Annotated in this window: 10 protein-coding genes; all 10 read left to right on the top strand. The window is 47.8% G+C overall.

Translation table 11 applies throughout. From position 1 onward, the window contains the following. Positions 1–48 precede the first annotated feature (48 nt). Complete coding sequence (locus A3848_RS23550) at positions 49–924, top strand: flagellar hook-basal body protein (protein ID WP_074087313.1); 876 nt, start codon at positions 49–51, stop codon at positions 922–924. 17 nt (positions 925–941) lie between these two features. Beyond that, positions 942–1,757, top strand: coding sequence for a flagellar hook-basal body protein (locus A3848_RS23545; RefSeq protein ID WP_074087312.1), 816 nt, complete (start codon positions 942–944; stop codon positions 1,755–1,757). A gap of 8 nt (positions 1,758–1,765) precedes the next feature. Continuing rightward, positions 1,766–2,008: a DNA-directed RNA polymerase subunit beta gene (locus A3848_RS23540; protein WP_074087311.1), complete on the top strand. Its 243-nt coding sequence runs from the start codon at positions 1,766–1,768 to the stop codon at positions 2,006–2,008. Positions 2,009–2,290: 282 nt separating this feature from the next. Further along, positions 2,291–2,713 (top strand): 3-hydroxyacyl-ACP dehydratase FabZ, encoded by a 423-nt coding sequence (gene fabZ / locus A3848_RS23535; protein WP_074087310.1) that lies wholly within the window; start codon positions 2,291–2,293, stop codon positions 2,711–2,713. A gap of 48 nt (positions 2,714–2,761) precedes the next feature. Next, on the top strand, positions 2,762–4,480 hold the full coding sequence (locus A3848_RS23530; protein ID WP_074087309.1) for a phospho-sugar mutase: 1,719 nt from the start codon (positions 2,762–2,764) through the stop codon (positions 4,478–4,480). 115 nt (positions 4,481–4,595) lie between these two features. Next, complete coding sequence (locus A3848_RS23525; protein ID WP_074087308.1) at positions 4,596–6,632, top strand: DUF5693 family protein; 2,037 nt, start codon at positions 4,596–4,598, stop codon at positions 6,630–6,632. Further along, a complete protein-coding gene (gene csaB / locus A3848_RS23520) occupies positions 6,608–7,744 on the top strand; it encodes a polysaccharide pyruvyl transferase CsaB (protein ID WP_074087307.1) in 1,137 nt (378 codons plus the stop codon). Before A3848_RS23525 ends, csaB begins: the two co-directional genes overlap by 25 nt. 7 nt (positions 7,745–7,751) lie before the next feature. Beyond that, complete coding sequence (locus A3848_RS23515) at positions 7,752–8,507, top strand: WecB/TagA/CpsF family glycosyltransferase (RefSeq protein ID WP_074087306.1); 756 nt, start codon at positions 7,752–7,754, stop codon at positions 8,505–8,507. A gap of 116 nt (positions 8,508–8,623) precedes the next feature. Further along, positions 8,624–9,751 (top strand): glycosyltransferase family 4 protein, encoded by a 1,128-nt coding sequence (locus A3848_RS23510; RefSeq protein WP_074087305.1) that lies wholly within the window; start codon positions 8,624–8,626, stop codon positions 9,749–9,751. A gap of 165 nt (positions 9,752–9,916) precedes the next feature. Beyond that, positions 9,917–13,870, top strand: a complete 3,954-nt coding sequence (locus tag A3848_RS23505; protein ID WP_074087304.1) for an S-layer homology domain-containing protein — start codon at positions 9,917–9,919, stop codon at positions 13,868–13,870. Positions 13,871–13,916 lie beyond the last annotated feature (46 nt).

Genomic DNA, 13,916 nt, shown 5'->3' with positions numbered 1-13,916 from the left:
TGCCGATAATATAAGTTAACAGCACAATCAGGAAGGGGACTCACCCTCATGCTTAGAGGATTATATACGGCCGCTGCCGGAATGGTAACGCAGCAGCGCAGACATGATACGGCAGTGCAGAACATTGCCAATTTGAACACAACGGGGTACAAGCAGGTAGACAGTGTCAGCCATGCTTTTCCTGAGGTACTTATTTCCGCAATGAGCGGCGGCATCGTCAAACCCGTTGGTAAAATGAATACAGGCGTGTTTGCCGAACAATCTGTCTCCCAATATTTGCAGGGGGATCTCATTGAAAGCGGCAAGCCGGCCGATTTCGCATTATCTACGGATCTGCAGGTGGCAGACCCGGCTACAGGCGGCAATATTAATTTTGACGGCTCGGGCAAGTATATAACCCCTCAAGGCGAGGTTATCTACCGGCCACAGGCTTTTTTTACGGTACAGGATAATGACGGTAATAATCTATATACACGAAACGGGAGCTTCAGAGTAGGACCGACTGGGGAGGTGCTTAGCGCGGGCGGCTTCAAAGTGCTCGACAGCAACGGCAAACCGCTCATCTTGACAGGTCCGCAAGACAATCTTAAAGTAGACGGACAGGGCAATCTACTTGACCCTGTAACAGGGCGCCCTTCTGGAACCAAAATAGGCATCAGTGTAGTTACCAGACCCCAGGAACTGGTTCGTGACGGGAACGGTGTTTTCCATGCAGATGATGTTAAGAATGCGGAGATCCGCTTCGCTAATGGCACAGACAATCTGCAGGTACGGCAGAGGTATCTTGAGAATTCCAATGTTGATGCGACCAAGATGACTGTAGATATGAATGCAGCTTACCGGGCGTACGAAGCAAATCAGAAGGTTGTCCAGTATTATGACAGCAGCTTGCAAAAAGCTGTAAATGAAGTTGGCAGAGTCTAGGACAGGAGGAGTAACCAATGAATAACTCGACAATAGGCGCATCCGTCTCAATGTCCAGTCTCCAGCAGCGTTTGGATATTATTGCTGACAATATCGCCAATATATATACTGAGGGATATAAGAGCAAAGAAGGCTCCTTTGAGGATGTTCTGACTCGGGTTCAGCAGCAGTCCAAGGATTATGATCAGCCGGGCCGAAGCACACCGCTTGGTTTTAATATCGGATTTGGGGTCCGGGTACCTATGGTGACAACCAACTGGGAGGAAGGCCCTCTCAAGGAGACTGGGAACCCAACCGATCTGGCCATTCAAGGCAATGGGTTATTTGGAGTTCAGGTGAACGGTGCTACAGCCTACACACGCCAAGGGGATTTTCACTTTGTACCGGACACCGCTAATCCTGCTAATATGATGCTGGTGGATAACACTGGTAACCCTGTGCTTAATACGCAAGGTAAGCCATTAACTGTACCGGCTAATGTAAAAGCCGCTATTGATGAGAGCGGACGGGTGCTGACCAAGACGGATGAGAATGCGCCAGCTAAGGTAGCTGGAGCTATAATGATTGTAGAGCCTCTCAGCAAGAGTGCACTTCAGGCGGTTGACGGGAATTTCTATATGCTTGCTGACGGAGTTACCACACAGCAGGCTTTTAAAGCGGCGGGATTGCCTTCGACGGTAGGCGTAAGGTCTGGGTATCTGGAGCAGTCCAACGTGGATGTAAGTAAGGAAATGACGGAAATGATGCAGATTCAGCGCACTTACCAGCTCGCCTCCCGGGCACTATCCTCCAGTGATCAAATGCAAGGCCTGGCTAATAACATGCGCGGGTAGGTGAAGGAATGGCTCGTCAGATCAATGGTAAGCCGGAATCAACCGAAGATGAACATCAGCAGCAACCTGTAAAGCGCCGGGGGATCTCCAAATGGACGATTGTTCAATGGTTTCTAATTCCGGTACTGCTGATAGCAGCACTGTCCGGTGGCTTGGTGACCGGTTACGTTGTCCTCGGTAAAAAGGATTTCAGCGATGTGCTTCAGTGGAGCACCTGGAAGCATGTTTACGATTTAGTGTTTGCGCCATAAATAAGCATAAATATTCACACTCCCTTGTTGTACAGGGGAGTTTTCTTTTTTATACTGGAAAATGTATAATGATGGAGGCCCCTGAGACAAAAAGGGCCCTCTCCGCCATGTGTGGTGGAGAAAGCCCCTTATCTCAACCTCCACTGCTGCAGGTGGTGAAGGATATTATAATATTTCCCGATGCTGCCCATATTTATGCAGTACCGTGAAGAATAAAACAAAACGCTGCAGCGGCAGACAGTGTAGAAGATGCGGTTTATATCCGAAAGGAGCTTTGTATCCATGATGAATATCAATGAAATTCAAGAAATAATCCCCCACCGGCCCCCATTTCTGCTGGTGGACAAAATTACCGAAATAGAGATGGGCAAGCGGGCAGTCGGCATCAAGAATGTTACAGTGAATGAACCTTTTTTTGCAGGCCATTTCCCCGGATATCCGGTTATGCCAGGTGTACTGATCACTGAAGCACTCGCTCAGGTAGGTGCTGTAGCGATTCTTGGCGTGGAAGCCAACAAAGGGAAAATCGGTTTTCTGGCAGGCTTGGACGGATTCCGTTTCCGTGGTCAGGTTGTTCCGGGAGACACGCTTGAGCTGGAAGTGGAGATTACACGCCTTAAGGGCAGCATAGGTAAAGGTCAAGCTACAGCGAGAGTGGATGGCAAAGTGGTTGCGTCCGGTGAAATAATGTTCGCACTCAGCTAAGACCTGTTATAAAATCATATATCATAAATGGAGAAGGAGAGATTTGATATGACTCAACTAAGCCCGAAGGCCGCAGAGACCCTATCACGCTGGCTGCAGGACCCATCCGTTGACGAGAACACCAAGGCGGAACTGAAGGCACTCGAGAATGAGCCGCAGGAACTGGAAGAACGCTTTTACAGAGATCTGGAGTTCGGTACGGGCGGTTTGCGCGGAGTTATCGGAGCAGGCAGCAACCGGATTAACCGGTACACGGTAGGCAGAGCGACTCAAGGCTTCGCCAATTATATTCTTGAACAGCACACTGGTGAAGGCAGACCTTCTGTGGTAATTGCGCACGACTCCCGCCGCTTCTCGCCGGAGTTCACCCTTGAGGCAGCGCTGGTACTGGCCGGAAACGGTATTGAGACCCATCTGTTCACATCTCTTCGCTCTACGCCGCAGCTGTCTTTTACTGTGCGTCATCTGAAGGCTACTGGAGGCATAGTGATTACTGCAAGCCACAATCCTCCGGAGTACAATGGCTACAAAGTATATAATGCCGAAGGTGGACAACTTGTTCCTCATGAGGCTGAAAAAGTCATCTCCTACATCATGGAAGTGGACTCCTTTAATGGTGTAAAGCGCATGTCCCAAGAAGAGGCAGAGGCTGGAGGGCTGCTTCACTGGCTAGGTGAGCAAGAAGATGAAGCATTCACTGATACGGTGGCGGCTGTCAGTGTGGCCCGTGATGAGATTGCATCCAAGCTGGGACGTGATTTCAAAATTGTATACACACCGCTTCATGGGACAGGCAATCTGCCGGTCCGCAGTGTACTGAACAAAATTGGTTTCACTGAGGTGCATGTGGTGCCCGAGCAGGAGCAGCCGGATTCGGAATTCTCCACAGTGAAATCACCTAATCCTGAAGAACGGGAAGCTTTCACTCTTGCGATAAAGCTTGGTGAGGAGCTCGGCGCAGATCTGCTGATTGGTACAGATCCGGACGCAGACCGCATGGGCGCTGTCGTACGCGACAATGAAGGGAAGTTCGTCGTTCTCTCCGGCAACCAGTCTGGAGCCCTCATGATTCATTACTATTTGAGCCGTCTTCAAGAACAGGGCAAGCTGCCAAGCAATGGAGCAGTCGTTAAGACCATAGTAACGAGTGAAATGGGTGCAGCTGTTGCTGGGCATTATGGGGCTACTGTATTTAATACCCTTACCGGGTTCAAATATATCGGTGAAAAAATGACCCAGTTCCAGCAGTCCGGTGAATATACCTACCTGTTCGGCTATGAAGAGAGCTATGGATACCTTGCCGGCAATTATGCCCGTGACAAGGATGCCGTGCTTGCTTCCATGCTGATTGCTGAAGCGGGTGCATATTACAAAGCTCAGGGCAAGACGCTATATGATGTACTTCAGGAGCTCTACGAACAGTTCGGCTATTTCCTGGAGAGCCTGGAATCACGTACTTTGAAGGGCAAAGACGGTGTGGCGCAGATTCAGGGGATTATGAATGACTGGCGCAGCAATCCGCCGAAGGAGATCGCCGGTGCGGCTGTAAGCGAGGTGCTGGATTATTCACTGGGACTAAACGGACTCCCTAAAGAAAACGTTCTAAAGTATTTGCTGTCTGACGGTTCATGGTTCTGCTTGCGTCCATCGGGCACAGAGCCGAAGATTAAAGTGTATTTTGCAGTACGCGGAGAATCGCTGCAGAACGCAAAAGATAAGGTTGCTAAGCTTACAGAACAGGTTATGTCCCGTGTCGACGGGAAATAAATAATAGAAAAACAGGATTCAAGCGAAACGGATACCGGTCCTCTAAGGATGCGCATCCGTTTCTGCTTGAAATTAGCCTTGAACAGGCTTTAAGTGAAAGAGGAGGTACTTTGGAGTGCAGCAGAAATGGCAACGTTGGAACATCGCTTCACGGAAGTGGTTGTGGATAATAGTGGTGATTGGTGTGCTTGCCGCATTGCCTGTCGTCTATGATCGTCTGCAGACGGAGAAATCTTCCAAGACTGTTGAATTTGTTTTTGATTATCGTGACTTAGTGGAAGTGGCCAGCTACCGGGCGAATCCGCAGGACTATATTTCCCAGCAGCTTGACCGTTTGAAGGCTGCCGGAGTAGGCAGTATGGCTATTTACGAGAACACGCTGGAAGATTACCGCAAAGCCCACCGGGTGATGATATGGGGAGCGGCGGATATTGCCAACCTCATGAACACTGTGATTCCGGAGAATGAGAACTATACATATGTTCTCTTTACCAGCCCGGAGAACAGTGAGGCCCTTGCACCTATCATCCGTGATGGTTTTAGCGGCATGGATATAGCTACTGAGGATTGGAGCTTCCGCGGGCAACATGGACTTATTATCAAAACTCCGCTGGAGGATGCTACATTAAAGCCGTTGCAACCAGACCCTTTTACTCTGGAGATGCTGCATGACAAAGGGTTTAATATCGTACCTCGGCTTGTGGATTCCCTGCCATACAATGAGGCTGCTGTCACCAAACTGCTGGATCGATACCAGGAGCTCGGTGTCAAACGTCTGCTTTTTGAAGGCGAGTCTGTTAAAGGATTTAACGATGATGCTGATTTGAAGAGTATTACTGCGTTTGCTGATCTTCTTAAAGATCGGGGAATGGGGATTGCTGCTATTGAGAATATCAAAGCACAGCAAAAAGGCTTCAACAAACTAGCGTATCTGCTGGATTACAATGTAACCCGTCTGTACTCGCTCAGTGAAGGGGATTCGGCCCTTTCTCCGGAAACGATTGCCGACCGCTTTGCACTTGCCACAAAGGACCGGAACATCCGTATGATTTACCTCAATACGATTCCATCACGTGACACCTCCAAGGCGCAGATCAAAGACACTTTGGATAATCTCATTACAAGCCTCAGTGAGCCTGGAGGCGCAGTGGAAAAAATCAAGAGCAACGGATTCACTTTGGGACAGGCCACTGCCTTTGATGTTGTGGATTCCTCTTTCCAGCGGTATTTCAAATTGGTTGCCGTGATAGGTGCATTGGCGATGGTAGCTCTTTTGGTCTCTTATTTTATACCATGGCTTACGTTGCCTGCTTGGGCCCTTGGTCTTGTGGGGAGCGCCGGGCTGATGCTGCTGAAACCGGAATTGTTCGAACAGGCTTTAGCGCTTGCAGTAGCGATTAGCGCACCGACTGTTGCAACCATACTGGCGATACGCAAAATTAATGAAATGGGTCCTCCGCTTAGGACTAATCCATTGACTTTTGTGGTTATGACACCGCAGCGCCGCCTGACCCACAGTCTGGTACTCTATATCAAAACTGCTTTGATCTCCCTGAGTGCCGTGCCGTTTGTCATCGCGCTGCTGAACAATATCACCTATAGTCTCGTGCTCAACCAGTTCCGTGGTGTCAGTCTGCTGCATCTGGCGCCAATTGCGCTGATTGCTGTCTATGTGCTGCTGTACCGTGGAGAGTTCGTTCTGAGCAAGACCGGTAAGCTTCTGAAGACGCCAATTACCTTAGCCTGGGTAATAGCCGCCGGGGTGCTGGGAATCTTGGGGATGTACTATCTGAGCCGGACCGGTAATAACGGCAATGTAAGCTCTCTGGAAATGTCTTTCCGTAACTTCCTTGAGAATGCAGTCGGGGTCCGTCCGCGCAACAAGGAATTCCTGCTCGCTCATCCGCTGTTTATCCTTGGGGCTTTTATGGCCTATAAATACCGGAATGCCGCTTTTATCATGATCATTGCTGTTATCGGCCAGCTCTCCATGGTTGATACCTTTGCCCATATTCACTCTCCAGTTCTGATTTCACTGGTTCGTGGACTTCTGGGACTTGGACTGGGCCTGATTATTGGTCTGATCGCAGTAGGGGTATGGCAGCTTGTAGAAGGGTGTTGGAAACGATGGTCGCCGCTCCTCAGAAAATAATCATCTCGGGGTATTACGGTTTCCGAAACAGTGGAGATGAAGCGGTGCTGCAGTCGATCCTTATTGCACTGCAGAAGCATTCCCTGGCGACGGGGCTAGCTATCGACCCTGTTGTACTATCGATAGATCCCGAATGGACGACAGCAACCTATGGCGTAAAGTCGGTACACCGCATGAAGCTGGGAGAGGTGCGAAGCGCAATTGCTGGAAGCTCAGGATTGATCAGTGGGGGAGGCAGCTTGCTGCAGGATGTGACCGGAAGCAAAAGTATCCCGTACTACCTTGGTATCATCAAGCTGGCACAATGGATGGGTAAACCGACCTTTATTTATGCTCAGGGAATTGGCCCGGTTAACCGCAAGCTCTTTCACCCGTTGATCAAATCGGTTTTCCGCAAATGCAGCTATATCTCTGTACGGGACGAGCAATCGCGTGAGCTGCTGCAGTCCATGGGGTTAGGCCAGAATAAGATTGAAGTGGTCCCTGACCCGGTGATGGGCTTAAGCCTTCCGGAAGATCAAGTTGCAAGCAGCAAAGGAGCTCTTTCACCACAGGCAGTTCAGACTGTTGGGATTTCGGTACGCTTCTGGGAACAATCCCGGGGAGAGCTGGATGCTATCACCGAGGGGTTGCTGAAGGCCTGCAAGCAGACTCCGCTTCATCTTAGGTTTCTGCCTTTCCACCATTCATCTGATAATGAGGCATCACGGTATATCATGCAGAAGCTGGAGCAAGAAATCTCCCAGTATGGTGGAGTGGTCAGTATCTGTGAGGATGCACTGCATCCACAGCAAATGCTGCGGGAGGTAGGGGAATGTGATGTTCTAATCGGAATGCGGCTGCACAGCTTGATTTATGCTGCAGGCAGACGGGTGCCTCTCATTGGCATATCGTATGATCCGAAGATTGATCATTTTCTGGAACGGGTTGGTTGCCAGCCTATTGGAACGACGTCTTCACTGGACAGCGGCAAGCTTGCTGCCGAAGTGCTGCAGCTTTTGTCAGCAGCGGATGAGTGGAAGCTTGAACGTGAGCCGCGTATTGCTTCACTAGTGCAGGAGGCAGAGGCGCCAGCCCGGCAAATTGTTGAATATTTCCGCCGTAAAGGGTGATTGATACATGAAAGCAGACAGTGTGATCCCCACGGTGCCGATTTATGGTATCCGGGTATCCAAAATTGATATGAAAGCCACTGTTTCCTATTTAACCGATGCCGTCCAAAAACGTGAGCCGCATCAGGTCATTACAGCCAATCCAATCATGGTAATGATGGCATTGGAGAATCCGGCGTATATGGAAATTATGAAATCAGCCGAACTGGTGGTTCCCGATGGAACAGGTGTCGTGTGGGCTGCGGAATACTGCAAACAGCCCGTAGCTGAGCGCGTAGCAGGGTTTGATCTGTTACATGAATTGCTGCACCGAGGAGAAAGCTACAATTGGAAGGTATATCTGTTGGGTTCTACACCCGAGGTGATTCGCGAGACGGCCTCCCGGTTACAAACTCAGTATCCCGGTATCATCATCGCGGGCTATCACGACGGCTTTTTCGGTCCCGATGCGGATGAGGAGATTATTAGTGGAATCGTCCAAGCTCAGCCTGACCTGCTTTTTGTCGCCAGAGGAGCAGATAGTCAGGAGCCCTGGATCGCCAAATACAAAACCCGGCTGAACATCCCGGTCATGATGGGTGTCGGCGGAAGCTTTGATGTGATCTCCGGCAAGAGCCGCAGGGCGCCAAAAGGCTTCCAAAAACTTCGTGCGGAGTGGTTATATCGCCTTCTTAAGGAGCCAACCCGCTACAAAAGAATGCTTGCGCTGCCGAAATTCGCAGTAAAAGTGCTACGTGAGAAAGATAAAGTGACAAAAGTCTAGAGAAATGCGGTTATTTAGTACAAAAATCCGTTCAACAGCCTAAAAACGGAATTGGAATTTGTTTTACGTTCAGCGTATAATTCAATGCGGTAGAGAAATGGAGGTCGACTGGTCAAATGTTAATCATATACATCGCCGGATTCATTGTGTGCATGGGACTTGCACTGCTTTTGACACCACTGGTGAAGAAATTCGCAATTAAGATTGGTGCCACGGATGTGCCGAATGCCCGTAAAGTGCATACTAAGATCATGCCCCGTCTCGGTGGACTAGGTATTTTTCTGGCGTTTGTGTTAGGTCTGCTTGCCGTATTACCGCTTATTCCTTATGATTTTACTCCGCGGGAGGTAAGTTTCATCAAAGCGCTGCTCTCGGGCGGCGGACTGATCGTTCTTATCGGTGCACTGGATGACCGGTTCGAGCTTTCGGCAAAGGTGAAACTGTTAGGCCAGATAGCCGCAGCGTGCATCGTTGTTTTTGGATTTGGGATTACCGTTGATTTCGTAAACATTCCATTTAATAATACGTATTCCTCGCTGGAAAGCTGGATTGCCATTCCGCTGACCATTTTCTGGATCGTCGGGGTAACGAACGCCGTTAACCTGATCGATGGGTTGGACGGGCTTGCTGCCGGGGTTTCCGGTATCGCGATCGCTACTATTGCTGTCATGGCGTTTTTGATGGGCAATACGATGGTTGCACTGCTTTGCCTGCTCCTGCTGGGCAGTATTTTGGGTTTCTTGTTCTTTAACTTTCATCCTGCCAAAATTTTTATGGGTGATACAGGCTCACTGTTCCTGGGCTTCTGCCTGGCGCTTCTTGCCTTGCTGGGATTCAAACAGATTGCAGTTGTTTCCTTTATTACACCACTGTTGATCATCGGAGTTCCGCTGTCGGATACGTTTTTTGCAATCGTCCGCCGGAAGCTGCAGAAGAAGCCGATCTTCGCTCCGGACAAAGGTCATTTGCATCACTGCCTGCGCGAGCTCGGCTTCAGCCACAGACAGACAGTATTGATTATATATGGGATTGCCGCATTCTTTGGGGTACTGGCTGTGATCCAAACATCTGCGTCCCTATATGAAGCCAACTGGGTAACCTTCGTCGTAATTTGCGTGATGCTCTTCTTCCTGCAGATTGGCGCGGAGATCACGGGTGTCATCAGCAAGACCAAACGTCCTTTAATTGACTTCCTGCTAAGAATGCGAATGAAGGTCAGTCCGGAGCGCGGTTCCAAGTCATAAAGGCATTAAATACGGAAATATGCAATTATATTCCTTTAATTTACAAAGCTCATCCTTTTTAGGATGAGCTTTTTTATTGTATTCCTAAAAAATTCTGCCACTATAACCGATAAAGAACAAAGTGAAGGATATCGAGAACATATACTCAAAGGAGAGATATAACACATGTTACGCTTTAAGAGACCATTCGTTTGGCTGCTGCTCGCGGCTCTAATCGTTTCCATGTTTCCAGGCAAATACACGCCGCAAGCAGCGGCAGCAACTAATGCGACCACGACCTACTTCAGTCCGGATGATCTCACGCTGCGGAATACAGCAAAACTTGACCAGACAGCTGCCGCTGGTTCTTTGACTGAAATTACCAGGAATACAGTATATAAGACAAGCACCCCTAACTTCTCCATTACGGGTACCTATGCACAGGTAACAGCTTCCACTATGAAAGTTACTGTGCAACAGATGACGCAGAGTGGGGGGAAGTGGGTTACCGATGATACGCATACCACTACTGGTGCGGTAACTACAGACACATTAAACCCTGATAACCGGTTCATTGCAAGTGGCCTCACCCTTTTCACAGGATATAATAAAGTCACTTTCTCAGGGATGCAGGGCTCGTTGACACGCTCCGAATCGTTTTATGTTCTCTATGATAAGGTCCCTTACATTTCTTCTCTCCAAGTGCTTGGAGGAGGACCTACGGCCATTAATTTAAATGAAGGTACAAAGGTTGTTGTACCTAACCAGCAGATTACGCTGCAAGGTAATGTGACGAACGCGACCAAGGTAGGCGTATCCCTCAATGGGGGTTCTTCACTGCAAACCTCACTTCTTGAGGATGGAACCTTCTTTACACCAGCTCTTACTTTGAAATCCGGAGAGAATACGCTGGACATTGTTGTGCAGAATGCAGCCGACTCCATTTCGATTAAACGTTCGGTGTATTACTTTGATACCAATAAGCCATTTACCGATTTACTAATCACTCACGGAGATTCAACGCTGGCCACACCCGTTTATAAAGCTTATAATATTTTGGATAACATCCCTACCCTAACCGCTCAAGATACCACAGCCAAGATTATGGGTCAGGTACTTTTGCCGTACAATGCTAGCACCAAGTCTTTTGAAGCGGATCATGAAGTGAAGATTAATGATCAGATCGTTCCAATCGACGTACTGGATTCCTATACGGTTGCCGCAGACGGTACATTTAGTACAAAGCCGAGTGCATCACCACAGAAAGAAATCATTATCCCGGCTCCGGATGGCGTGACACCTCAATATCGCCTGATCACATTCCAGACTACAAACCCATTCACGATTACTGCGGGAACTTCTAACGTAATCGTTGGTATTAAGTACGGAACTTACACTACATCGGTCAAAGAAACCTATAAGTTCTTGTCGGGCGAGAACGTCATTACAGATATGTACTATCTTTCAGGGTATAAGGAAAGTACAGGTACCATTGATGCTACAACCTTATCGAAGCTTCCTTTAAACGGAGCTCAAGTTGAAACGCCTGACTTTTTCATTATGGTGAAGTCAAGCGCAGCACCTTCAACTTTACTGGGTTCTTACCTTCCCTTGGGTGCATCGTTGAAGCTAGTGCTACAGTCTAACCTTACTAACCTAGGTACTAATGAGGCTGTCTATAAAGTCGTTGGCTTCTCCAACGGACAGCAGAAGGTGAAATTTCAATTTTCAGGTTCGCAATCCTTCTATAATGCAGATATTGCTTATGTTTCTAAGAACTATATTTATGTAGCTAACTTAAATGATGGTCAGACCTACACATTTAGTTCGGCTAGCAATGCAAACACGATGTTGGTATCAGGTGAATATATCGGGTTCGAAAATATCAGCAATGCCCAATTTTTCGTCAACGGAACTTCAAATGACAAACTTGTTCCGGCGCTTCAGTCTACTGATAAATTCGATCCGAAGAGTGACCCGAAATTCTCATTTGTATTGAACATTGCAGCTGCGGGACCACTTGTATATGGAGAGAATAAAATTGTATTCACCGGGACATCCATGGACAATGTGGGGAATAAGAGAGAAATCCGCAAAGAACTGAAAATCTATATTGTAGATACCAATGTTTCTAACCTGTCGCAATTCCACCCTAAGCTACCTAAAGGGAGAGCTGCGCTCAGCCATACGGATATAAAGGACTATACGGATAAAGAGCTTAACGATATTCTTGGTTTGACTTCTGAGTTCATCTATAAGGACGAAAAGTATGTTACAAGTCAAACCAGCTACGATTTGGTACTCAGAGGTGGAGCGGCGACCAAACTTAACCTGTACCAAGGTTCTGAGTTGTTCCTTTCCCTGGATAATAATATCCTAGGTACATCCTCAGCCAAAGCAGGTCCAACAAATTTCACTTATAGAGGAAAGACTTACTACTATGATTTTGTAGGTAGCAGCAAGGATTTCATTCTCCGGATCATGGATATTCCGGCAGAAACCGCAGGAAGCATTGTATATAACCTGGAATTAATCAATGAAACTGGTGCCCGCACGAATCAACGTATGGAAGTGGAACGCGAAGTTTCTCCATACCGTATTTTGTCTCCAGTAGAAACAGTCGGAAAACAGATCGTCGTCAATAAAAACTTTGTCCGTTTTGATATTGAAGCTGAAGGGGCAACTAAGGTTTTAGTTGATAAGTTTGTAGCTGTTCCACGCACAGATTTGCCGAACAGATTTACGCTGGATTATGTAGGTTTGAAGCCAGATAAGGCTACTACAATTAAAATTCAGATTGTCCGTGCTGCGGCAACCATTAATGATACAATCACTGTCTATTACGCTAGTGCCGTTCAAGTAGACACGCAATTTATGGCTGAAAAGGTTGCTGCTAAGTATAGCGTGTTTAACAAAGGACTGGAGCTTTCGTTTCCAAAGGGCACACTAATGAAAGGCAACACCAGTTCCGGTGCAGCAAAATACTATCCTGATACCAAGCTGCTATTCGGAATTGCAGATCCGGTAGACGGTGTGGTTGAACGTAAAAATGATTATGGTAACACGATCAACGTAGATGCAGATGCACGTACCCCAGGAGGCCAAAGCACATTGCTGATTCCTTCCGATTTGGTTTTGCGTTTTAACTCTACAGTAGAAACCAATAACTTTTCCCGGGTTTCCGACATTTACTGGATTAGCGGAGGTCTTGGAGAAAAGGGAACTAAGGGCACTGCACTCTATAAACCGGCTACAAATGGTATTGCGCCATACTCGGTAGAAGGTAACTTCACACAAATTGAAGCCGAACGAAAAATTGTTCCTACACAGCGTGGCGATCTGACCCTGACATTTAGTCCTAATATTGTGGATGAAGTTGGGTCAACAATAACAGTGTACCGTTATACGGATTCGGGACAATGGGAAAACATTGGCGGTGAGGTAGATACGAAGAAACACACGATCACCGTGCCTTTTGATCAGTTCGGATATTATACAGTAATGAAACTCCGTCGTGGATATACAGACATCACGAATCATCCATGGGCAAGAAACCTTTTGAACGGGCTATACTCCAAAGGTATTATGAAAAATCTTAGATTCGACCAATTTGGAGCGGATGATACGACTACGCGTGGTGAATTTGCCACCTTGCTGGTAAAAGGGTTGAATATCCCTCTTAGCTACAATAACAGCCAGCAAACCTTCTTTGATATTGTGCCGGAGGCAGTTTCGACAACATGGGACTTCAAACATATTGAGACCGCGGCCAGAGCAGGGATCGTAACAGGCTTAAGTGATGGATTCTTTGGCCCGGATCAGCCGCTAACAAGAGAACAGGCCGCAGTAATGATTGCAAGAGCCTTGAAGCTTAAAATGGCCCTCAACGATGCCAAGCTGCTGACCACCCTTACCAAATCATTTGTAGATTCGGGAAGTATGGATTTTTACTCCAGACCAGCCATTGACGCGGTGTCGAAAGCTAAAATCATGGAAGGTAGTGCAGTGACGATTACGGGTCAAACCAAACCGGTATATAATTTCAATCCGAAGGGCAAGCTGACAAGAGCGGAAGCCGGAAAGATTGCTGTGGCACTCTTTCAGAAGAGCACAAGCATCTTCCCAAAAACCTTCAATTAATGTAGGAATAGAACGACAGGTCCGCGAAAACTGTTCGCGGGCCTGT

This window comes from Paenibacillus sp. P32E, from assembly GCF_001909085.1.
Lineage (GTDB): Bacteria > Bacillota > Bacilli > Paenibacillales > Paenibacillaceae > Paenibacillus_AQ > Paenibacillus_AQ helianthi.
Note: the sequence above shows the minus strand (reverse complement) of the source record. Positions and strands in the feature narration are given on the sequence as shown.